Annotated in this window: 19 protein-coding genes; 17 read left to right on the top strand and 2 right to left on the bottom strand. The window is 45.9% G+C overall.

What is annotated here, in order from left to right; genetic code table 11:
* The first annotated feature begins 273 nt into the window (after positions 1 to 273).
* The 13 genes from HMPREF9124_RS11135 to HMPREF9124_RS11080 all read left to right on the top strand — a co-directional run bounded on the left by HMPREF9124_RS11135 (position 274) and on the right by HMPREF9124_RS11080 (position 14978).
* Positions 274 to 1938 (top strand): PucR family transcriptional regulator, encoded by a 1665-nt coding sequence (locus tag HMPREF9124_RS11135; RefSeq protein WP_036598136.1) that lies wholly within the window; start codon positions 274 to 276, stop codon positions 1936 to 1938.
* Between the two features lie 73 nt (positions 1939 to 2011).
* A complete protein-coding gene (locus tag HMPREF9124_RS11130) occupies positions 2012 to 2581 on the top strand; it encodes an RNHCP domain-containing protein (protein ID WP_009428201.1) in 570 nt (189 codons plus the stop codon).
* Between the two features lie 74 nt (positions 2582 to 2655).
* Positions 2656 to 4212 (top strand): cardiolipin synthase, encoded by a 1557-nt coding sequence (cls, locus tag HMPREF9124_RS11125; protein ID WP_009428430.1) that lies wholly within the window; start codon positions 2656 to 2658, stop codon positions 4210 to 4212.
* A gap of 216 nt (positions 4213 to 4428) precedes the next feature.
* The gene (locus tag HMPREF9124_RS11120; RefSeq protein ID WP_009427936.1) at positions 4429 to 6186 is read left to right on the top strand and encodes a zinc ribbon domain-containing protein; all 1758 of its coding nucleotides are present in this window, start codon (positions 4429 to 4431) and stop codon (positions 6184 to 6186) included.
* Positions 6187 to 6320: 134 nt separating this feature from the next.
* The gene (locus HMPREF9124_RS12440) at positions 6321 to 6746 is read left to right on the top strand and encodes a zinc ribbon domain-containing protein (RefSeq protein WP_009428433.1); all 426 of its coding nucleotides are present in this window, start codon (positions 6321 to 6323) and stop codon (positions 6744 to 6746) included.
* 26 nt (positions 6747 to 6772) lie between these two features.
* A complete protein-coding gene (locus HMPREF9124_RS11115; RefSeq protein WP_242821592.1) occupies positions 6773 to 8041 on the top strand; it encodes a zinc ribbon domain-containing protein in 1269 nt (422 codons plus the stop codon).
* Positions 8042 to 8184: 143 nt separating this feature from the next.
* Positions 8185 to 8334 (top strand): type II toxin-antitoxin system RelE/ParE family toxin, encoded by a 150-nt coding sequence (locus HMPREF9124_RS11110; RefSeq protein ID WP_330367774.1) that lies wholly within the window; start codon positions 8185 to 8187, stop codon positions 8332 to 8334.
* Positions 8331 to 8624 (top strand): helix-turn-helix domain-containing protein, encoded by a 294-nt coding sequence (locus HMPREF9124_RS11105; RefSeq protein WP_009428098.1) that lies wholly within the window; start codon positions 8331 to 8333, stop codon positions 8622 to 8624. The genes HMPREF9124_RS11110 and HMPREF9124_RS11105 overlap by 4 nt, the downstream gene beginning before the upstream one ends.
* 176 nt (positions 8625 to 8800) lie before the next feature.
* Positions 8801 to 9235: a GNAT family N-acetyltransferase gene (locus tag HMPREF9124_RS11100; protein WP_036597864.1), complete on the top strand. Its 435-nt coding sequence runs from the start codon at positions 8801 to 8803 to the stop codon at positions 9233 to 9235.
* 172 nt (positions 9236 to 9407) lie between these two features.
* Positions 9408 to 9689 carry a DUF5963 family protein gene (locus tag HMPREF9124_RS11095; RefSeq protein WP_036597862.1) on the top strand — a complete coding sequence of 94 codons (282 nt, stop codon included), beginning with the start codon at positions 9408 to 9410 and terminating at the stop codon, positions 9687 to 9689.
* Between the two features lie 330 nt (positions 9690 to 10019).
* Positions 10020 to 11996 carry a zinc ribbon domain-containing protein gene (locus HMPREF9124_RS11090; protein WP_009429152.1) on the top strand — a complete coding sequence of 659 codons (1977 nt, stop codon included), beginning with the start codon at positions 10020 to 10022 and terminating at the stop codon, positions 11994 to 11996.
* Between the two features lie 19 nt (positions 11997 to 12015).
* A complete protein-coding gene (locus HMPREF9124_RS11085) occupies positions 12016 to 12648 on the top strand; it encodes an ABC transporter ATP-binding protein (RefSeq protein ID WP_009427888.1) in 633 nt (210 codons plus the stop codon).
* Positions 12645 to 14978, top strand: a complete 2334-nt coding sequence (locus tag HMPREF9124_RS11080) for an ABC transporter permease (RefSeq protein WP_009428476.1) — start codon at positions 12645 to 12647, stop codon at positions 14976 to 14978. Before HMPREF9124_RS11085 ends, HMPREF9124_RS11080 begins: the two co-directional genes overlap by 4 nt.
* Before the next feature lie 36 nt (positions 14979 to 15014).
* Here the strand turns inward: HMPREF9124_RS11080 and HMPREF9124_RS11075 are convergent, their stop codons facing one another.
* A complete protein-coding gene (locus HMPREF9124_RS11075) occupies positions 15015 to 15794 on the bottom strand; it encodes a type III pantothenate kinase (protein WP_009428863.1) in 780 nt (259 codons plus the stop codon).
* 125 nt (positions 15795 to 15919) lie between these two features.
* A complete protein-coding gene (locus tag HMPREF9124_RS11070; protein WP_009427947.1) occupies positions 15920 to 16522 on the bottom strand; it encodes an ECF transporter S component in 603 nt (200 codons plus the stop codon).
* A gap of 248 nt (positions 16523 to 16770) precedes the next feature.
* Here HMPREF9124_RS11070 and HMPREF9124_RS11065 point away from each other — a divergent pair, with 248 nt between their 5' ends.
* From HMPREF9124_RS11065 to HMPREF9124_RS11050, 4 genes are read left to right on the top strand one after another with little or no spacing between them, the layout of a single operon-like run.
* Positions 16771 to 17088 (top strand): hypothetical protein, encoded by a 318-nt coding sequence (locus HMPREF9124_RS11065; protein WP_009429989.1) that lies wholly within the window; start codon positions 16771 to 16773, stop codon positions 17086 to 17088.
* Positions 17085 to 18710 (top strand): response regulator, encoded by a 1626-nt coding sequence (locus tag HMPREF9124_RS11060; protein WP_009428416.1) that lies wholly within the window; start codon positions 17085 to 17087, stop codon positions 18708 to 18710. Before HMPREF9124_RS11065 ends, HMPREF9124_RS11060 begins: the two co-directional genes overlap by 4 nt.
* Positions 18707 to 20734 (top strand): cache domain-containing sensor histidine kinase, encoded by a 2028-nt coding sequence (locus HMPREF9124_RS11055; protein WP_242821591.1) that lies wholly within the window; start codon positions 18707 to 18709, stop codon positions 20732 to 20734. The genes HMPREF9124_RS11060 and HMPREF9124_RS11055 overlap by 4 nt, the downstream gene beginning before the upstream one ends.
* The gene (locus tag HMPREF9124_RS11050; protein ID WP_242821590.1) at positions 20643 to 21611 is read left to right on the top strand and encodes a substrate-binding domain-containing protein; all 969 of its coding nucleotides are present in this window, start codon (positions 20643 to 20645) and stop codon (positions 21609 to 21611) included. Before HMPREF9124_RS11055 ends, HMPREF9124_RS11050 begins: the two co-directional genes overlap by 92 nt.
* Positions 21612 to 21669 lie beyond the last annotated feature (58 nt).

Below are 21669 nucleotides of genomic sequence, written 5' to 3'. Positions count from 1 at the left end.
GGGGAGGAGACTCGCGTTTCCATAAATTCCTGCCTCTGTAAAAGTGGCTTTCGTTTAGGGCTTTGTCCCTTTCGGGAGTCACTTTTACTTCGTTCGGTTCGTTGTATTGGCCGGCTCATACTTTGTTATATTGTCTCATCCGTGCTGCAGCGTATTGCACTGTATTTGCAGTGTATTGTCTCATGCAATCCTATATCGCATTTGACAATCCTCTTTCGCGCTTCGTATAATGAAAGTCACGGTTTGTATCGCTTGCAGAAAATGGGACTTATTATGAAGATACAGGATGTTTTAAAGGACAAAAGATTTTCCGAATTTTCTCTGATTGCCGGTTTGTCCGGTGCAGGAAATGCCATCAGCACGGTGACGGTCATTGACACGCCGGACGGTGCCAAATGGCTTTCGGGCGGAGAATTCGTCATTACGACCGCCTATATGCTAAAAGACGATGAAGAGGCGCTTCTTGCCTTTATTCATACCCTGCATCGGCGAAATGCCAGTGCGCTCGGGATAAAGCAGGGGCGTTATATCGAGAACATTCCGGACTCGGCAGTTTCACTTGCCGATGACCTCGGTCTTCCTCTTCTTTTGATTCCGCAGAAGTTTCCCTATGCGGATATTATCAATCCTATTCTGAGCGAACTGGTGAATCAGCAAACGAACCGTCTGATTCAGGCGAATCTTATTCATACCAAGTTCACGGAACTGGCCGTGAGCGACGCCAGTATCCCCGATATCCTTGCGACTTTCATGTCGATAGTGGGGGTTCCGGCAGCGTTTTTGGATTTTGAAACGGTGCAAATCTGGTATTCGGATTCGGACAGCAGCCTTGCACAGCACTTGCAGGCGGAAAGAATTCTTTCTCATCGGGATCTTGACCGGACACGGTATGATCTTCATCTGATTGCCAACCAAAGTCGAAGCTTCGGTGTACTCATTTTTGAAAAAGGAGTCTTGGAACGGGAGACGGGAGAGGAAAGCGCTAATGCATTATTGATGCAAGAAAAGGATCCGGGCTTTAAGATTGCACTGGAAAATACAACCACAAATATCATCCTGCGAGAGCAAACCATCATCTCCAACCGACAGGTTGCGGAGCGGTATAAGGGACTCCTCATTCAGGACATTTTGATTCATAATATTAAGAGCGAAACCGAAATCCATAATCGTGCGGAAATCTTCGGCTGGGACTTTCATGACGGCGGAATCGTGCTGGAAGTGGATATCAATAACATTAAGCAACGCTTCAAAAGGAACTTCAGCAACAACACAAGTAAGATGCTGGAGGAAATGAGTACGGAAATCTTTGATATTTCCATACGGGAGATTTTGAAGTTTTATCCCAATGCGCATTATGTCAACTTGAGCGACATCATCATCTTTGTGCTCAGCATTCGCCCCAAAGAGCGGAAGCAGATGGAAAAGAATTTTGCGGAGATCTTTTCCAAGATTCAGCGATGCATTGCGAACATTCCCTTTACGATTTCCTTCGGAATCGGCAGATATTATGAGAATATAGAGCAAATTTATTTAAGCTACCAGGAGGCTCGGGAGGTCATTCGTTTAAGCTATATTTTCTCCTGGTTTGACCGTATTTTGTATTATGAGAAAATGGATTTGTTTCGGGTGCTTCTTCCGATTTTGGACAATCAGGAAGCTTTGGAGGCCTGTAGAAATTGCTTACAGCCCTTACTCGATTATGACCGGGATAATGGAAAAAATATGCTGGAAACCCTACAAATTGTTGCGGAATGCGATTGGAATCTGAAGCTTGCCGCGGAGAGGATGTTTCTTCACCCGAATTCGGTGAAGTATCGAATGGAGCAAATCGGAAAATTAATCCATCGGAATTTTCGGGAGCATAGCGACAGGCTCTTTCTGGAAATTGCCATTCTGACCTATACCATGAGTAAGAAGCTGCCGGATTGGACGGAATAAAAATGCTGCTTGCAAGCCAGAATGGTATAATATTGTTAAAAAATTACCTTGTCAAGTTAGGAGAGAAGCGGGAATGAAGAACGGGGAAATGGCGGTAAAAAGAAAGGCTAAAAGGCCGGGACAGCAAAAAAGGGAAACAGACTGTGCAGTGCCGGGAAGGGAGCAGGCGGAAGGACAGGCGACGCAACAGGCGAAAAAACAGATGCAGCAGGAGGATAAACAGTGCGTACGGCAGCAGGGAAGAGAGTCCGTGCAGGCGGATTATCGCACAGAGGCCTGCATGGAGAGCTTCTTCTGCGCGAACTGCGGAAAGGAGATTCATCCGGATGGGGCCGGCTCCAACCATAGAAATCATTGCCCGTATTGTCTCTACAGTCTTCATGTGGATGAAGAGCCCGGGGACAGGAAGGCTTCCTGTCACGGGAAAATGGAGCCGATTGCGGTCGTTTCCAGAGAGGACGGGGACTGGAGCATTCTTCACCGCTGCAAGCGTTGCGGAAAACTGAATTTAAACAGAGCGCTTGCCGATGACAATCCCATTCTCCTGATGCAGCTCGCGGTAAAGCCTCTTGCCTCGCCCCCTTTTCCGCTCAGTTATTTAGAGCATTTTCTGCAAGAAAATGTCGGATTGGAAAAACGGTAGGCGGGATGAATTTTCAGAAAAGCAAATCCGTGCTAAAATGAAAGGTAGATTAAGAAGGAAAGAAGGAACCGGTTATGCCGAAAAAGACGAAAGTCATCCACAAAGAAGACCAAAAGAATAGTGTCGGGAGACTGCTTTTTGTGGTATTTGCCGTTCTTCTGCAGATTGCCTGGTTCTATCTTATACTGGTTCATCTTGTTGACAATTATATCTTTATTTCAATCGGTTTTCGGATTCTTTCCGTTCTTTTCATTTTTTCCATCATCGGAAAGAGAACGAATGCTTCCATCAAGATGACTTGGGTTGTTTTTATTATGGCGGCACCGATTCTGGGATGGGTACTTTATATTTTGGTATACGGCACCAATTTCAGAAGAACCATGCAAAAGCGTTTTGAGCTCGCGGACGGAATGCTTTTTCCCTACCTGGATCAGAGCCACGGTGTTTTAGAAACGCTACGGAGAGAGAGCCGGGTAGCGGGAAATCAGTTTGCCATGCTGGAGCAATATGCGGGCTTTCCGGTTTACAGAAATACGGAGGTAGTCTTCTATAAGGAAGCCAGCCTGGGCTTTGAAGCGCAGATAGAAGCGCTTCGGGGAGCCAAAAAGTTTATTTTCATGGAGTATCACGCCATAGAAGACCGGGAAAGCTTCGGAGAGATGAAGGAAGTCCTTTTGGCAAAGGCGAAGGAGGGCGTAGAAGTGCGTCTCTTCTATGACGATGTGGGCTCTGTCGGTTTTGTGAATCCGCGCTTTGTGCAGGAGCTGGAAGACGGCGGCATTCAGTGCCGCATCTTTAATCCCATTGTGCCGATTGTGAATCTTTTTATGAACAACCGGGATCATCGGAAAATCACCGTTATAGATGGGCAGATCGGATTTACGGGGGGATACAATCTTGCAGATGAGTATTTTAATATCCATTCTCCCTACGGCTATTGGAAAGATACGGGCATTCGTTTACGGGGAGAGGCTGTCGGAACGCTGACCTTGCTTTTCCTGGAGATGTGGCATGCTATGGATGACAGTCTGGTGCGCGGGATTTACAATTACCTCCCGAGACACTGGGATCGTTTTCCGGGGGAAGGATACTGTGCCCCCTACGGGGATTCGCCCATTGACAATAAGACGATCGGGGAAGACGTTTATCTGAATCTGATTGCTTCTGCGGAAGACTGCATTTATATCACGACACCCTACCTGATTATCACCGACGAGATGAGTCGTGCGCTTACCAATGCGGCAAGGCGCGGAGTGGATGTTCGCATTGTTTTGCCGGGAATCCCGGATAAAAAACTGGTTTATGCAATCAGTCGCTCATATTATGCTCAGCTTCTTCGGGCGGGGGTGCGTATCTATGAATATACACCGGGCTTTATCCATTCCAAGCAGGTTCTGGTGGATCATCGCATTGCTACAGTGGGGACAATCAACTTTGACTACCGTTCCCTCTACCATCATTTTGAAAATGGAGTGCTGATATATGAAAGCCCCTGCATTTTTGATATTGCGGATGATTTCTATGAAGTCTTCCGCGTTTCCCGGGAGGTCAGCCCGGAATGGGGAAAGAAAAGAAGTCTCTTGAAAAGAAGCATTCAAGGCTTTTTGCGTTTTATGGCGCCGCTACTCTAGCGGTGCTTTTTTTATGGGTTCTCCGCATGTGCGGAGGGCTTTTTCTTCATAACGAGTATCGTTCGCAAAGCGTGCAATATCTCGTTGGTTCTTAATCGGCAGAAGTTTTCTTAAAATATTTATAAATTTGAAATAAATTATGTCCTATGGTATGCTACCATGAGAGTGTTTTAGGAAGCTTAATGTTCATCATCAGATGAGTTAGGGGAGGAATATATGAAAAAATGTCCTAATTGTGGAGAAGATTTACAGGATCAGGATGTATTTTGCACGTATTGCGGAGAAAAAGTGGAGTCCGAAACAGCGCCGACGCCCGTGACGATTGAACCCGCAGCGGAGCCGGCATCGGAAGCAACGCCGGTTACAGCGAAGGCAACTCCGGCGGCAGTAGAGCCGACGGCGGATGCAACTTCAGCGGCAGCAGGGCAGACATCCTCTGCAGTAGAGCCAACGCCGGTTGCGGCGGAGAAGGCACCGGAATATGCAAGATATACGGTAGAAGAAAAGAAGAAAAAAGGATTTTCACCGCTTATCTTTATCGGTCTGTTCCTTTTACTTGCCATTGTTGTGGCGGCTGTCTTTTCCTTCGGCAAGAATTTATTTTCCGGTGGATTGAACTTAAGTCCGGAACAGAAATTCTTAAACTACCAGTATGATTACCTCGAGAACAAGTTTAAAGCCTTGGAGGATCTCGGTTTCCTTAGTACGGAAGAGAATCAGGAAGCAACGCTGGTTCTGACCGGAGAAGTGGAAGGAGAGGAAGAAATCAATAAATATCTGGAGGATACGGCGCTGACTCTGGAAACGAAAACCGATATGGATAAGGGCAGTCTGCAGATGAGCATGGGCTTAAAGCTCATGGGTAGTGATATCCTGGATGCCTATGGAGAGTATGTAGACGGAAATATCGGCTTTTCCGTTCCTACGATAGACGAGAACTTTTATAAGGGTGATTATAAGAAAATTTATGAGAATCTGACCGGCGAAAAAGCGGATGAAACGCCCGATTTAAAGCAGTTTAAGGAGAATAAGAAAACGCTGGAAAAGCTGAGAAAGAAGTACGGCGCTCTGCTCTCCACACTGATTACCAAGGACAATCTTACAGTAGAGAAGACGAAGTTTACCTTGGACTCCGTAAAAAAGGACTATAAGGGAGAGGTTTATACCTTTAAGCCGAAAGCAAAAGACATACAAGCCTTCATGGAAAAGCTTGCGACGATGGTGGAGAAGGACAAGGATTTAGAGACCCTCTTAGAGCAGGGAAGCTATGGTAACGGATTCGAGGCGGCTATGGGGCTCGAAGAGGAACCGGATGCAAAGGAGCAGCTCGCAAAGTTTGCGGAGAATCTTCGGGACAATGCGGAAGAGATGGGGAAGACAATCGAAGAGGCGAACTTCACCTGGGAAATTGCCGTAGAAGGAAAAGAGCTTCGCCAAATTAAGATTTCCTCGGATCAGGGAGTTTACAGTCTGGAGAGCGGAAAAGACGGCGCAAAGACCGTGGAACAGCTTAATGCTCAGCCTGCCGACAGTGAAAACTATTATCTTACCAATACCTACACAAAGAAGGGTAAGACATTGAAGGGAAGTATTTCCGGCGGAAACGGCATCATTAATATTCAGGGACTGGAATATTCCATTGAAACGGATAAGAAGTCTGTTCTGATGCCTTACGGCACCTATTCCGTAAAGGATCCTACCGGAATGGGCGGAGAGGCAAATTTGACCGTCAAAGAGGGGAAAAACGGCAGTACGGATCATGAACTGGTTATCAGCGGGCTGCAATCCTATTATCTGGGATTTGATTCCCTGAAAATCAATGTAAACAGCTCGGACAAGACAAAACTTTCCGCACCGAAGGGAAAGGCCGTGGATATCTCCGATTACTCCGAAGAGGAATTGTCGGAGCTTGCCGAAAAATTCGGGCAGGGCTTCGAGCATATTTTTGAGAGTTTGGAAGATGTAGTGAAGTAAAAAATAGGATTCCGAAAGAACGGGATTAAAAAGGGAGAGAGTCGTTTGAAGGCTCTCTCCTTTTATGTTATTCTACAAGAACAGGAGAAAAACAAAATAACGCGGTACGTTTACTGTTTGAAGGGGGAAAGTACATGAGAAACTGTCCTAATTGCGGAAATGCGGTACAAGACGGCTGTTTGTTTTGCACGCATTGCGGAGAGAAGCTGGAGGAGCACCCTGTAGGAGAGGGAATGCCGGTGCAGGAGGCCGTGGGAGGCGAAGCGCCTGTGCAGAATAGTGCGAATGAGGTGCATGTGGCTTCTAGTGGCGCTGCTTCACAAGAAACGAAGGAGAAAAAGGGAGGGAAACCCTATTTTCTCATTGGTGTAGCGGCTGTTTTCATTGCAGTTTTGGTCGGTGTGTTTGTTTTGGGAAAGACCGTCCTTTCCATGGGACTGTTTTTAAGTCCAAAACAGAAATTCCTAAAGTATCAGGCGGATTACTTTAATGAAAAGCTTAACGATCTCGATAAACTGGAAATCTTCCCGCTAACGAAAAAAACATCACTTTTACCATAAGCGGAGAGGTGAGGGGAAACAAAGAGGTGGCAAAATATCTGGAAGACTCTTCCATCGTGATGAAGACCAAGACGAATCCGGAAAAGGGAAGTTATCAGGCGAGCCTGCTCTTTAATCTTATGGGAGAAGATGTGCTGGATGCCTATGGTGAATATGGGGACGGAAAACTCGGCTTGGCTTTTCCCTCTCTGGAAAAGAAGTTTTATCAGGGGGAGCTTCAGTCCATACTGAGTAATTCATCCGACGAAGAGATAGAACTTCCGAACTTCAATAAGAAGGAAAACCGAAAGCTTGCCGAAAAGTTATTCAAGAAATACGGAAGCCTGCTTTCCGAATTTTTCACCGAAGAGAATTTTACGGTAGAAAAGGGAAGCTTTAAGACGCTTGTTTACGGGGTTAGTACCAATGAAGAAAAGGAATTTAAGGGGACTGTTTATACTTTTCAGCCGAGTGCGGAAGATCTGGAGGGAATCTTGGAGAAATTCGCTGATAAGCTGGAAAAGGATGAGGACTGTGCGAAATTTCTGATACAAAGCGGACTTGGTATAATGATTTCAGAGAACATAGGTTATGATGAATTTATAGATGAGAGTCGCTTAGCAGACTTTGCCGATTGGCTTCGCGAGAATGCGGAAGAACTCGCGGAAGAGCTCGAAGAAAAGCATATAAAATGGGTACTTACCATGGAGGGAAATCAAGTCCAGAGAATTCAAGTAGGAGCTGATAGAGAGGATAACGGAGAAATTGATGAGGGAGAGGATGAGGTTTTCCTTGATTATATTAGCATCCTATATGAAAAACAAAGAGAAGAGTATTTTTTGCTTAAGCCAAACGGAAGTCCCATTTTGCAATTCCACAATGTATATAAGGATAAGGGTTCGACATTTGAGGGACGTTTTTCCTTCTATAGCTCTGGCATTCCTACATCGCCATATATACTCATTGAATATTCCGTGGAAAAAGGGAAGAAGGATAAGATTTTATCCTTACCGTACGGTGAGTATGATTTTAGCGATGCTTTAGGCTATGATGGGCCTCGAGGTAAGATGACGGTAAAAGCCGGAAAGAAGAACAGTACGGACTATGAAATAAAAATTAGCGGATTAGAAGAGGATGATTTACCCGGAATCAAAACCCTCAGCATCCATGTCAATGCGAAGGAAGGGGCGGATCTTTCCAGACCGAAGGGAAAGACGGTAGACATTTCCGACTACACTTTGTATGAGGTGAAGGAGCTGGGAGAGGAATTCTCGGAGGAACTTTCGAATATTGGAGAGGAAATATTCGGTAACTAAAGTCCGGAAAGTTTATCGAATCAATAAAGTAAATAGAAGGTAATGCACAAAGAAGTACACAGAAAAAGGGGAATTAATAGGTATTGACGGAGTGAACCACATGTATTATGCTATATATAGCATAAAGGAGATGCGATTTGTTCGTGAGAATTCTGTATTTCTTTGATGAAGATGAGATTATTATTGCGACAAATGGTTTTGTCAAGAAGCAGCAGAAAACGCCGCAAAGTGAGATCCAGCTAGCAAAGCAGAGGAGAGCGATTTACTTGAGAAGGAAGGAGAGCATACGATGAGCGATTTACAGGAATTGACTAACGAACTCATGCAGGATGCTGCGTTTAGAAAGGAATATGAAGCTCTTCAGCCGGAGAGAGACATCACGATGTCTTTGGTTCGTGCGAGAAAGGAAGCAGGACTTACGCAAGCGGAGTTATCCGAGAAAACCGGAATCAGTCAGGCAGATATCAGCAGATTGGAGAATGGCACAAGGAATCCTAGTTTGGCCTTACTGAATCGTATCGCCGAAGCGGTGAATTCGACGCTGAGAATAGAGTTTGTACCGAACCAGCACCTAGCAAAATAGTGCGAAATCGGAAACTTTGATAACATCTCGTGATAACAAATATTGAGCGAGTTTCACATGCGATACTTATTTCTCAATGAACAATTAGGTGAGAAATAATAGTAAGCCTTCCATCATTTTGATGGGGGGCTTTTTTGGAAAATAGAAAATGGTAGATTAGAAGTTGTGGAGTATGAATGAATATAAGAATTAGAAAAATGACAGTCAGTGATTTGGAACCGCTTTACAAACTTTTGTCGAATTCGAAAGTAATGCAATATCTCGAAGCACCCTACACAAAAGAGCAGACCGAGCAATTCCTCTTTCGATCCGGTCTTTCTGAGACACCATTGATATACGCAGTTGAAAAAGATAACGACTTCATCGGATATGTGATTTATCATGATTACGATTCAGAGAGTGTCGAGATTGGATGGGTTTTAGAACCTTCCTTTTGGGGGCTAGGGATTGCATCAGGCTTGACATCAGGTATGATAGCAAAAGCTAGAAACTCAGGTAAACAGGTAGTGATTGAATGTGTACCTGAACAAAAAAGTAGTATTCGGATAGCTGAAAAATATGGATTTCAAAAGTGTGGTATTATCGATGGACTGATGATATATCGTTTGTAGAGGTAAATCCCTGTCTGTCGGGATAGGTAAATTAGAAGCTTAGATTAAGTGGTAACAAAGTGTTTTGGCTGTAAAACTATTGAAAGTACAGTAATTTAATGGCTTGAGAAAAATATATTCTGAGAGATACAATACTATTTTGATAGTACAAGTAAACGAAGTGGGGTAAAATATGAAGATGATAAATAGAATTCTAATTGCTTTGGCTGTTGGATTTGTTATTGCGATGCTGCTTATGAGCGTCAAAATCTATTTTGGTTTTACTAATGCATATAGTACAAATATAAATGTACTAACCGTCAAAATACTTGGAATACCTATCTATGAACTTACAAAGTCCGGATCAGAGTATTTTGGTAAATCAATAGGAACTCATATGGGGGCAATATGTGGTATTTGTATGGCGCTGAGTGTTATTATTGAAGAGATTTTCTTTAAAGTAAGACAAAAATAGAAGAGGCGAGGGGGCGGATCTTTCCAGACCGAAGGGAAAGACAGTAGATATTTCCGACTATACTTTGGATGAAGTGAATGAGCTGGGAGAGGCATTCTCGGAGGAACTTTCGAATATCGGGGAAGAAATATTAGGGCCAGACAGTATGAGAAGTCTGTTTTTCCAAATCGAATATTTTATGACGCATTAATCCTTTCAGTGAAAAAAAGGATAGTTCACAGAAAAAAGGGGATAGCCATTTGAAGGCTTTCCTCTTTTATGTTATGCTACAGCTTATAAGACAGGAGAAAAGGCCGGCAATGTCCGTGCCTGCTTGAAGGGAGAAAAGACATGGCAAAATGTCCGAATTGTGGAAAAGAAGTTAGTGAAGGATTCCGCTTCTGCACAAACTGTGGAGAAAAGCTGGAGCCGGTTGAGCCTGCGCAGAGTGCAGAGCCTGCCGCAGAGACAGTAGAGGAAGCACCCGTGAATGAGCCTAACGCAGATGCAGCGGCGGAAGCACCCGTGACCGAGCCTAGTGCTGAAGCGGTAACGGAGCCGGCAAAGGAAGAGCCTGCCTCCGAAGTGCCGGTATCTGTAGCAAACGAAGTACCGGTAGAGGCGGTAAAGGAAGACCCTGTATCGGAACCGGCTGTAGAAGTGCCGGAGGAGATTCAGGCTGCGGAGCCTGCTTCGGAACCGGTTTCCGAAGTACCGATTGCGCCGATGATGGAAGAGGCGGTATATAGAGAGCCTGCCGGAGCGCCGGGGGATAACGGGCAGAGTCGGGAGACTCCGGAAGAAAAGAAGAAACAGCCACCGTATTTTCTGATTGGAGTTGCGGCCGTTGTATTGCTTGTGGTCATTGGTTTTGTGGCATTGGGAAAAGTATTCGGCGGCTTCAATCCGATGCAGCTTTTGGGAGGCGGAACTCCGGGACAAAAGTTCCTTGGCTATCAGACGGATTATTTTAACGGCAAGCTGAAAGCCATGGAGGATCTTGGACTGCTTCGCATGGAAGATAATCGGGCTTTGACCTTCACCGTGACCGGAGAAGTAAAAGGCAATAAAGAGGTTGCGGAGTATCTGGAAGACAGTTCTCTGGTTCTTAAGACAAAGACTAACCTGGATAAGGGAAATCTCCAGGCGAGTTTACTTGTTAAACTGACGGGAAACTCGGTACTGGATGCTTACGGTGAATATGATAACGGAAACTTTTCCTTTGCCTTCCCGTCCATCGATAAGAAGCTTTATAAAGCGGATGTAAAGACCCTACTCGAGAATAATACGGGAGAAGAGGTGCAGATTCCGGATCTTAAGAAATCAAAGGAAAATCGGAAACTCGGAAAGAAGCTTTTAGCGAAGTACGGGGTACTCCTTTCCAAGTCGATGAACAAGAAGAATCTCACTACGGAGAAGGGAACCTTCGCAATTGAGCATCTGGATGAGGATTTGAAAGATACAAAATATAAGGGGACAAGGTATACCTTTAAGCCTAAGGCGGAAGAAATTGAGAAATTTGTAGAGAAGCTCGCCGATATGATGGAAAAGGACAAGGACATCGAGAAGTTTATTGAACAGGGCGCTTACGGGAAGTATCTTGAGTTAATCTCCGGATACGGAAGCAATGAATCCACTGCCGAGCAGCTTTCCGACATTGCCGAAAGGCTCCGTGATAATGCGGAAGACATAGGGGAGGAGTTGGAAGACAAGAACCTTACCTGGGTAGTGGGAGTAGAGGGAAAGACCCTGCACGAAATCTATCTTTTCTCCGACTACGATGACAACGGAGAACTGGACACGGAGGAAGAATCCTACTTTGTGCTGGCATCGGGGAAAGACAAAGAGGAAGTGGCGGAATTCTTTAATATTTCTCCGAACGGTTATTCTTCGGTGGTCTATCTTTGGAATACGTATAAGAAAAAAGGGAAAACACTGGACGGAACAATTACCGGCATGTTGGACACTCTCTATTTAAATAAAACGGACTATACCATCGAGACGGGAAAGAAGTATCAGATTCTTCCCTATGGAGAGTATAAGTTTAGAGATATTGAAGGGGATAACGGAAAGGTAACCCTTACCGTAAAGGCCGGAAAAAAGAACAGTACGGACTGCGAGCTGAAAATGAGCGGGCTGTATGACTTAGACTACAATGATATTCGCTCCATGACCCTGCATATCAATGTGAAGGAGGGGGCAGACATCTCTAAGCCCAAGGGAAAGACGGAGGACATTACCGATTATTCCGTTTACGAGCTCTATGACTTGATGAGAGAGTTTTCTTCTGAAATCGAGGACATCGGGGAGGAGATTTTTGGCGGATAGTAATGGAGGAAGATCATAGATGGAAGAGCAGATTTGCGAGATAAGGAATCTGGGACTTCACTACCAAAGAGGGGGGAGAGCGGTTTTGAAAGGGCTCTCCCTTTCTTTCCATAAAGGGGAGATTCTGGGCATAAGGGGAGAAAACGGAGCCGGAAAGAGTACGCTTTTAAAGGCTCTTGCAGGTCTTCTTCCTTATGGAGAGGGAGAGATTGTCTTTGCGCCCAAAGTCCAAAAAGAGCTTTCCTATCTGCCGCAGGACCTTTCTCTTTATGAGAGTCTTACGGCCATGGAGAATCTGTATTTTTACGGAAAAATACAGGGGCTTCCGAAGAAGGTGATTTTTACAAGGGCAACTTGGCTTCTTAGGGAACTGGGGCTGGAAGAGAAAGCCGGAGAGCGCCTCTCCGCCCTGTCCGGCGGGATGAAGAGAAGAGTGCACTTGGCTTCCGCGCTCATGAAAAGACCGGCTATTCTCCTCCTGGATGAGCCGACTGTAGGGTGCGACAACGAATCCTATGAGAGGATTTTGTCTCTCCTTCGGAAAATGAAAGCACAGGGCACGGCCATGCTTCTCATCAGCCACGGTAGGGGAGAATTGGAGGAAATGGCGGATCGCATTGTGTATTTAGAGGATGGGAAGATAAGAGAATGAACGGCTTTCTGGCAGCTTTAAAAAAGGATATGTGTTTGTTCTTTCGAAAAGGGGGACTCTTCTCCCTTCTGTTTCCCTTGCTTTTACTTCCCCTCTTTCTCTTTTTCTTCCGGGGAAGCTCCGGAGGTCTGCAAGCTTTTCCGGTCTCGGTGATTGACGAGGATGAAACCCTGATGTCGAAAACCCTCATTCGACAAATGGAAGAGGTGGAGCTTTTTTCGGAAGTGCATAAAATCAGTCGAGAGGACATTTCGGAAGAATTGGAAAAGGGAAGTGTCGGCGTTCTGCGCATTCCGAAGGATTTCTTTTATACGGCTTATCGTTTTCAGGGAGAGCCGGTAGAGCTGATTTTAAACGAAAGAAGAGCGACGGAAAGCGCCATTCTGGAATCGGTTTTCACCTCCATTATGAAAATCATGGAAAAAGAACAGGAGATGAGTCTTGCTGTTTTTCATACGGCTTATGGGGAGAAGCTCTCCGCTTCGGAAGAGGAAGAACTCTATCACAGGGCTTCGGAACGATTGCTTAATTCGGTTTTAAAGAGGCAGCTTATTTTTCAGAATGAGGAAGTCGGGGCAAATGTAGCGTTTGCACTGATTATGCGGATTGCCTCCGCCCTGCTTTTCCTTTTTCTATCCTTTATCAGCCTGTCTATGGTGTCCGCCGTTCCGGAGGAGGAAAAGAAGGGCATTGTTTCCCGCTTCAGGCAAATGGGAGGAAGGGGCTTTTACCTCTCAAAATTCCTGCTTCTGTTGCTTCTTGCCCTTCCGGTTCTCGCATTATCGCTTCTTTTTCTTTACAAGGCTTTTGCCTTGTCACCGGAATTGCTTCTCTTTTTTGCCCTGTATTACAAGCTTTCCTTACTCAGCTTTTATCTCTTCTTTTGGGGGATTTTCAGTCTTGTAAGAGAGGAACGACTGGCGAAAAATTTCTCTGTTTGTTTGATTTTCTTGCTCCTGCTCTTTACGGGGAGGCTGTTTAGCGCGGGAAGGCTGCCTTTTTCTCTAGCGCGTTTCTCCCCAATCAGCATCAATGCCGTCCTTTTGGAAGGCCTGCGGCGCGGATACAGTCCGGCGCGTTTAATGCCTTTCGTCCTGCCGCTCGGACTTTTCCTCCTTTTGGGAATTCTGCTTCGCTTCGTACACAGCTTTATGGAGAAGAGAGGCCTACTCGAAAAGAAAACGGGGTTACTTAAGAAAGGGGGGGGTGAAGAAGGGAGTTTCGGAAAATCTTTCCTGATGCACTGCCTTCCTTTCCCCTTGTGGAGAGGCTATATTCTACTGGGGAGAACGGTCGGAGTGCTTCTTTTTCTTCTGTTTTGCCTCTGTCTTGGAAGATATGCCGAGGATAAGACGCAGGAAAAAATTGCGGTCTATCTTGTGAATGAGGACGGTGGAGAGTGGAGCCGGGAATTGCTTAGAGACCTGGATGCGGAAAAGAGCCTGGATATACAGCTCATTCCGGAAAGGGAAAAGGAGGAAAAACTCCTCTATGGCGATAAGGAAGGGGTACTGACGATTCGGAAAGGCTATACCGGAGATCGGGAAGAAAAGGGAAAGCTCCTCTATGAGAGCGGCAGTGCTTCTCTTTCGGAAATGGGGCTACGGGAAATCGTGGCGGCGGTCGTGGCCGGTGAGAAGATTGAAAGAGGGGCGAACGACTATCTCTCCTCTCTTTTAGGGCGGGAAATTCGTGCGGACGAACAAGACTTGCTTACGAAAAATCAAAAACAATATAAAAGAACGAGTCCGTTATATACGGTAAGAAAACAAAACGGTGCAACGCGGGAAGAGCTCTTCTCTCCGCGAAGAGAGGCGGTTTATGCCTTTTTGCTCTATTTCTTTCTGTTCTCCCTGGCTTCCGTTGCCGGAGAAGGAGAAGAAAAAAGAGTCGCTGCCCGACTGCAAAGTATAGCCGGTGCAAGCAGAAGATATCTGATCGGGCTCTTTCTCGTCTTTTTGGGCGTCAGTCTTTGCTTTTTCTTTGCGCTCCGGCTCGACTTCAGTTTTAATACGATGCTGTCCCTTCTTTCTTACACGCTCTTCCTCTTCGGCTTCTCCCGCTTTCTTTCCGTAAGAGTGCTCGGAGAGGGAGCGGAGACCGGACTCAGCTTGAATCTGGGCCTGTTTTTCTGCCTTTCGGGAGGCGCTTTTATGGATTTTAGTGCCCTAAGCGGATGGGTAAAATACCTGCCTTATCTTTCTCCCGTCGGCTTATTCTTAAAAGGCACGGAAGGAGATCTTTTGGCGTCGGCCATCCTTCTGGTAATCGGCTTATGTACCTGCCGTTCTTCTTATGACAGGCCTATGCGCCTGCCTTTCTTCTTATAAAAGGCCTATGCGCTTGCCTTTCTCCTTATAAAAGACCTATGCGCCTGCCTTTCGGGAGTCGTTCCAGATCTCCCATAAGCCCGTGAGTAGCAGATTTTCATCTACGATAATGGAATGTCTGCAGTAGGGACAAATCAGATGGGAAAGCCCGCCGGTTGCAAGAAGGGTGGCTTCTTGACCGAGTTCCTTTAAGAAGCGGTCGATGAGGCCGTCCAAGGAGCCTGCCGTACCGTAAATAATACCGGAACGCATGGCATCGACGGTATTTAAGGAAATCAGCTTCTTCGCGGGAGCAACGTCAATAGAAGGAAGAAGCGAGGTTTCTTTTGCCAAAGCATTCATGGAAATGCCCACGCCCGGGAGGATGACGCCTCCCATAAATACCCCTTCCCGATTCACTACAGTCAGGGTGCTGGCGGTACCCATATCGATGATGATGGCGGGAAGCGGATAGCGTTTCTTGGCCGCAACAGCGGAAACAATCAGGTCCGGGCCGACGTCCGCGTAGGATGCGGCGGAAAAGGAAACGGCGGAAACATTTTCCCGGTTTACAATAAAACACTCACGAATGCCTAAAATCTCGGCGGCTTCCTGAAAAGAGCCGGTGAGCTCCGGTACAACGGAGGACAGCACCATGGCCTGGAAGTCGTGGGCGGAAATCTTAAGAAGGGTACAGATTTCATCGATGTCCGCCGCATACTCGTAGCTGGTTTTCTTGCGGTTACTTTCCATGCAGAAAATCTGTGCGATTTCTCCGCTTTCCCGGATGCATCCGAAATTGGTGTGGGTATTTCCGCAGTCAATGGCTAAAATCATGGCTTCCCCCTTACTGAATTTGTGCAAGTTCTGTTTTGCTGAATATTACCGACTTCTTTTCGCTAAATACTTTTGCTTTTTTGCTAAATACTTTTGCTTTTTTGCTAAATACTTTTACTTTTTTGCTAAATATTTTCTACTTCTTCCTTGGTGAAACGGATTCCCTGTAAGATGCGGACAATGACGGGGGAGACAAGCAGATTCACCAAGAGCTCAATCAGGAAGTTCACGCCTAAAATGCTGAAAACTAAGAAGTGTACGACGGCGTCCTGCCCGTTCGCCCAAAGAGCAAGCGTCTCCTGAAAGAAGAGAACCAGTCCCAGAATGAATATCCCGGTGTTTACAACGGGAGCAAGGACAGCCGGCAGAAGAATCCGGAGAAACTTTTGCTTCGTGCAGTGCACACTTAGCCCTGCGAGGTATCCGGCAAGGGTGCTTTTCAAAAGACAGAGCAGGAGGGTAATCAGCGGCCTTTGTGAAAATAAAATATAGCCGCCCGCATCATTTCCCGAAACTACGGAAAAGCAGACCATGATTCCGAAAACGGCACCGAGAAACGCGGCACTTAAGGAACCGTATAAAATTGCCGCCAGGATAATGGGAATGAGTGTAAAAGTGATGTTGAAAGGGCCGAGTTTGATGCTGCCCAGAATAAGCTGAAGACTGATTACGACGGCGGCCAGTATGGCGGTACCGACGAGCTTTTGAATAAATAATTTGTTTTTCATAAAAACCCCTCCTTATTCCATGAAAAAAATAATTCTGTTTTCCTGATACTACAAGGAAGTTTCCGAACTGTCAATCGAAAGCAAATCGTCTTAAATCTTTAAGTATTGAGAGGATGAGACACTTGCAAAGAAGGCGGGGATTTTGTAAAATAAAAAGAAGCTTTATGGTAATTTTTAAGTTTTTTTAAGTAAAAGCGCCCGCTTTTTTGGCGTGGTGTTTAAGATAATATAGAATCGAGACGGTAGGTATGGTAGAGAGAGTTATACAGGAAATGGGGCTGCCCTTACTTTTTACAGTCCTATTGCTGTATTACGCAATAAAGTTAATGGTTTTTCAAGATGTGGAGAGCATTCGTCCGAAGGGGCGCGCTCCCATTCAAGATAAGAAGGGATATGGCAGGGAAGCCGGAATATTGGTTCTTATTTTTGCAGCTATTTCGTTAGTGGCATCTTTTTGTATGCTTATTCATCCATTTTTAGGGATATCGCTCATTTTGCTGGGATTTATTCTTGTCGCTATGCAATTTCGGCGTTTGGAGGAAAAGTATAGTGGGGATAGAAAATGAAGAAATATTCCGTACTCTTGGTCGATGACGAAGAGGATGTAGTAAAAGCAATCATGCAGAAAATCGATTGGGACGGCCTCGGCTATTCGCTTTTGGGCTATGCCAAAAACGGCTTGGAGGCGCTGGAAATTGCCGAAGAAAAGCAGGTGGATGTCGTCCTTACCGATATTAAAATGCCGTATATGGACGGGCTGACTCTGTCACACAAATTGAAGGAGCTGTATCCTTCCATTAAGATTGTTATCTTCTCGGGCTTTGATGAATTTGAATATGCCAAAGAGGCGATTCGACTCGAAGCGGAAGAATATGTATTAAAGCCGGTAGACAGCGGAGAACTTTCCCGCATTTTCCGTACGGTACATGAGAGACTGGACAAGGAATTTGACGAAAAACAGAATATTAATCACTTAAAGAATTACTATCTGGAGAGTCTGCCCATTTTGCAGGAGAGTTTTTACACCTCCCTGATTGAGGGAAATGTCCGGCAAGAAGATTTGACACGGGCGATGTTGGACTACCAGATTGACTTGACCGGGAAATTCTATGCCGTGGTGATTCTGCATAACTCCATAAGCCTTTCGCCGGAAGGCATCAATCCGGTCTTAATCAGTATGTCTATTCGCAAGCTTGCGGAGGAGCGGATGCACAAGGGATGGAGAGCCTGCTTTTTTACCTACCTCGGAAACACGGTCATCCTTACACAGTTAAAAAGAGAAGAAGAGCATTATCGCTTGACGGATGAGATGGAAACGCTCTGCCGGATGGCAAAGTATGTCTGTAATGCCACGATTACGGCGGGTATCGGAAAAACGGTGAGCTCCTTATTGGATTTACCGCTTTCTTATCTGGGTGCACGCGACGCGGTAGCGTATCGTGTTCTCTACGGACGGGGAAAGGCCATCGCGGTTTCCGACATTAACCCGGAGGAACGGGAGAACCCGTCTTTAAATCGGGAACTTCTGGATGAGGAAAGGCTTCTGGACGTTTATCGAAGCATCAGGATGGCATCCAAGGAAGAGCTTTTCAAGGACATCGATCTCTATATCCAGAACAGCCGCCTGGAGAAGCCTTCTCTGCAGGAGTATCAGTTTTTCCTGATGGAGCTTGTGACCAATATTCATAAGTTCCTTTTGTCCAATCAGGTGGACGCGACCCTTATTTTTCCGAAGGACGAGGATGTGTACCAGAAGGTGCAGCAGTTCAGTTTGGAAGAGCTTTCGGCTTGGATGAAGCGGATTTGTGAAAGGATTCAGGGCATTATTCAGGAAAAGCGAAGCGATAAGACGAAGTCTTTTGTTAAAAAGGCGGTGGAGCATGTACACAGTCATTACATGGATAAAAACCTTTCCGTAGAGGGACTTTCCATGGAGCTCCATGTTTCGGCGGCTTATTTTTCAACGGTATTTAAGAAGGAAACGGGAAAGAGCTTTATCAATTACCTTACGGATTATCGCATGGAGAAGGCTTTGCGTCTTCTCATTGAAGAGGAGGAAAAGACCTATATTATCGCAGAGTCGGTAGGCTATGCGGATCCGAATTACTTCAGCTACGCTTTTAAGAAAAAATTCGGGATGTCTCCCTCCAAATATAAAACCAGCGGGATGAAGCAAGAGGGTGTATGATGAGGATATCGGAAAAAGGAGAAAAGAAACACTTCCTACAGGACATCTTTTTTAAGAAAGGTGCTTTCCTGCCCCTTTCTTTAAGGAGCCCGTTTCGCTCTTTTCACAATATGATTCTCATGAGCTTTATGCTCTTATCGATTATCATTATTCTCTTCTTATCCTCGGTTCTGTATCTGCAGTTTTCCGCACGGCTGAAGGAAGAACGGGAAACACAGGCGGAACAGCTCTTAAAACAGGGCGGAAATCGCCTGGAAGAATACCTGATCAGCATGCGACAGATTTCGGATGCGATGTATTATGATGTGATTAAGGGTTCCAATCTGAATTTATTGAAAGTGAATACCGAAATGAACCTCTTATATGAGGCGCATAAGGAAAGTCTTGTTTCTGTTGCCATTTTTTCGGGAGGAGGAAAGCTTCTTACGGCGGTTCCGAACTCAACGGAGAAGAAGAATCGAAAGGTGGTGGAACAGGACTTTTTTACGTCTGCCGTGCAGCAGGTGGAGAATCTGCATTTTTCCCTTCCGCATGTGCAGAATCTTTTTGATGACCCCTCTTTTAGGACACACTGGGTCGTTTCTCTCAGCCGCGTTGTGGAACTGAGTGAAAATGGAGCCAGCAGCAACGGCGTTCTGCTTGTTGACATGAATTTTAATACCATTGAGAGAATGATGGAGAAGCTGAACGGGGAAGATCAATATCGTTACTTTTACCTTTGTGATAAAAAGGGCAATCTGATTTACCATCCCAGGATGCGGGAAATTTTACGAAATGATTTTCAGGAGAATACGGAGCTGCTTTCCGAGCTGGATGACGGGATCCATCATATCAAGGCGGGGAGTAACAGTAGGGCAATCATCGTGGATACGATAGGTTATACCGGGTGGAAGATGGTTGCCGTTCTGGAGGAAGGTAATCGGATTTTTGCCTCCGGCGGAATGTTATATTATGTCTTCATTCTGATTTCGTTAACTTTATTAATCTCGCTTTTGTTTAACCAGCTGGTATCTCTCCGCCTGTCCTATCCGATTCGTAAGCTGAATGAGGATTTGGAGAAAATGGGGGAGCGGCGACTTTCTATGGAAGATATCGCCCACTACGGCAGCACGGAGATCATTCACCTGGGAAAAACCCTGGTGCAGTCTTTCCGGCAGATAGACAGACTGACGGAAGAGAAGATAGAGCAACAGGAAGAGAAAAGACAGACCGAGATGGACGCCTTGCAATCCCAGATTAATCCCCATTTCCTCTATAATACCTTGGAGTCCGTGGTATGGATGATTGAGAGCGGCAAGAAGGATGATGCGGTATTTATGGTAACCGAGCTGGGAAGCTTTTTCCGTATCAGTCTTTCCGGCGGGAAAAATATCATCCCTCTTTCTCAGGAACTGCAGCACGCCAAGAACTATATGAATATCCAGCAAATCCGTTTTAAAGATAAGTTCAAGGTGGATTTTACGGTGAGCGAGGAAGTCTTACGTTGTCTGACCGTAAAGCTTATTCTGCAGCCCATCCTGGAAAATGCCATCTATCACGGTATGGCGGGTGTGGATGAGGATGGGGAAATCCATGTCAGAGGCGAAATGATTAAGGGAGAAAACAGTTCCATGGTTCTTTTGTCCGTGGAAGACAACGGCTTCGGCATGACAGAGGAAAAGGCGGAGTCCCTGCTCGATACGGAGGCGGAGATTTCCGATTTCTCCGACCGGAAGAAACGAGGTTCCGGTGTGGGACTGATTAATGTACACAGAAGAATTCAGTTGCGTTTTGGAACTCGTTTCGGCCTCAGGATCCACAGCGAACCGGATGAGGGAACCAGAGTGGAAGTTCGACTTCCCGCGATAGAGTATACGGAAGAAACACAGAAAAGTCTGGAGCACGGTAATATGCACAGCAGTACAGACGGATTTCACGGAGGGGGCAAAGACAATGAAAGAAAATCGGATATTCACGGTGGCGGTGGCAGTCATAGCGATGATTCTTCTGCTGCTCTCTCTGGGAAGATTCCTGGGGGAGAATAAACCCGAAAAATATAAGATCTCCATCGTGGTGGACCGGAGCAGTTCGGCATCCTGGGACAGCTTTCGGAGAGGCTTAAATGCAGCAGTCAAACAATACAACATGGAATATAATTTTGTGACGACAAGCCGCTTCAGTTCCATTCAGCAGGAATATGCAAGTCTTACCCGGGAAGTCAAGAACGGAACGGACGGCATTATTACGGAATTACGCGCGACGGAGGGGACGGGAGAAATTTTGGATGAGCTTGGGAAGCAGGTGAAGATCGCCCTGGTGGAAAGCGAGCGGGAAAACGTGAGACCCGACCTTTTCATTCCGACCTTTTCCGTGGATGAAGAGGCGCTCGGAACGGCGCTCGGAACAGAGGTTTTACAAAGCTCCTTACAGGCAGAAAAACTGAGTATCGGGATTCTCGCCGGAAATCAGAGCAAGGGCAATATGAAGAAACGCCTGGATGCCCTAAAGAAGGTTTTGGAGAGCGGAGAGCAGGAAATTGCCTGGGTGATTGAGGACCGCGGACAGTATCGAAAGGACCTTGATGAGGAAAGCCATAGGAAGAGTGTGGATGTCATCATTGCTCTGGATAACGACAGCCTGGAAGCGGCTGCACACTATACACAGGAAACCGGAAGAAGCTTTATCGAGCTCTATGGGGTAGGAGATTCCGAGGAAGTGATTTATGATTTGGATACGGGCGTGATTCGGAGCCTGATTGTTATCGACCATTACGATATGGCTTATTCGGCGGTGGAAGCCTTGTGGAAACAATTGTCCGGGGGACGAAAGACCGGAGAAACCCACCTTGTTGATTTTTATGTCGTGAAGGCCGGCAATATGTACAGTAAAAAAATGGAACGGATTCTGTTTCCGACAGATTAATAAGCCGACGGCCGCTTTCCCCTCCGGGAAGAGCGGGAAATTTTCGGAGCAGCTTTCG

Origin of the sequence: Oribacterium sp. oral taxon 108 str. F0425 (assembly GCF_000214455.1) — a bacterium.
Taxonomy (GTDB): domain Bacteria; phylum Bacillota; class Clostridia; order Lachnospirales; family Lachnospiraceae; genus Oribacterium; species Oribacterium asaccharolyticum.
This window is presented reverse-complemented; position numbering and strand designations above follow the sequence as displayed.

Bases quoted from the DNA above. Each gene is read 5' to 3' on its own strand.
- HMPREF9124_RS11135 (WP_036598136.1), top strand. From the start codon at position 274: ATGAAGATACAGGATGTTTTAAAGGACAAAAGATTTTCCGAATTTTCT.
- HMPREF9124_RS11130 (WP_009428201.1), top strand. From the start codon at position 2,012: ATGAAGAACGGGGAAATGGCGGTAAAAAGAAAGGCTAAAAGGCCGGGA.
- cls (WP_009428430.1), top strand. From the start codon at position 2,656: ATGCCGAAAAAGACGAAAGTCATCCACAAAGAAGACCAAAAGAATAGT.
- HMPREF9124_RS11120 (WP_009427936.1), top strand. From the start codon at position 4,429: ATGAAAAAATGTCCTAATTGTGGAGAAGATTTACAGGATCAGGATGTA.
- HMPREF9124_RS12440 (WP_009428433.1), top strand. From the start codon at position 6,321: ATGAGAAACTGTCCTAATTGCGGAAATGCGGTACAAGACGGCTGTTTG.
- HMPREF9124_RS11105 (WP_009428098.1), top strand. From the start codon at position 8,331: ATGAGCGATTTACAGGAATTGACTAACGAACTCATGCAGGATGCTGCG.
- HMPREF9124_RS11100 (WP_036597864.1), top strand. From the start codon at position 8,801: ATGAATATAAGAATTAGAAAAATGACAGTCAGTGATTTGGAACCGCTT.
- HMPREF9124_RS11095 (WP_036597862.1), top strand. From the start codon at position 9,408: ATGAAGATGATAAATAGAATTCTAATTGCTTTGGCTGTTGGATTTGTT.
- HMPREF9124_RS11090 (WP_009429152.1), top strand. From the start codon at position 10,020: ATGGCAAAATGTCCGAATTGTGGAAAAGAAGTTAGTGAAGGATTCCGC.
- HMPREF9124_RS11085 (WP_009427888.1), top strand. From the start codon at position 12,016: ATGGAAGAGCAGATTTGCGAGATAAGGAATCTGGGACTTCACTACCAA.
- HMPREF9124_RS11080 (WP_009428476.1), top strand. From the start codon at position 12,645: ATGAACGGCTTTCTGGCAGCTTTAAAAAAGGATATGTGTTTGTTCTTT.
- HMPREF9124_RS11075 (WP_009428863.1), bottom strand. From the start codon at position 15,794: ATGATTTTAGCCATTGACTGCGGAAATACCCACACCAATTTCGGATGC.
- HMPREF9124_RS11070 (WP_009427947.1), bottom strand. From the start codon at position 16,522: ATGAAAAACAAATTATTTATTCAAAAGCTCGTCGGTACCGCCATACTG.
- HMPREF9124_RS11065 (WP_009429989.1), top strand. From the start codon at position 16,771: ATGGTAGAGAGAGTTATACAGGAAATGGGGCTGCCCTTACTTTTTACA.
- HMPREF9124_RS11060 (WP_009428416.1), top strand. From the start codon at position 17,085: ATGAAGAAATATTCCGTACTCTTGGTCGATGACGAAGAGGATGTAGTA.
- HMPREF9124_RS11055 (WP_242821591.1), top strand. From the start codon at position 18,707: ATGATGAGGATATCGGAAAAAGGAGAAAAGAAACACTTCCTACAGGAC.
- HMPREF9124_RS11050 (WP_242821590.1), top strand. From the start codon at position 20,643: ATGAAAGAAAATCGGATATTCACGGTGGCGGTGGCAGTCATAGCGATG.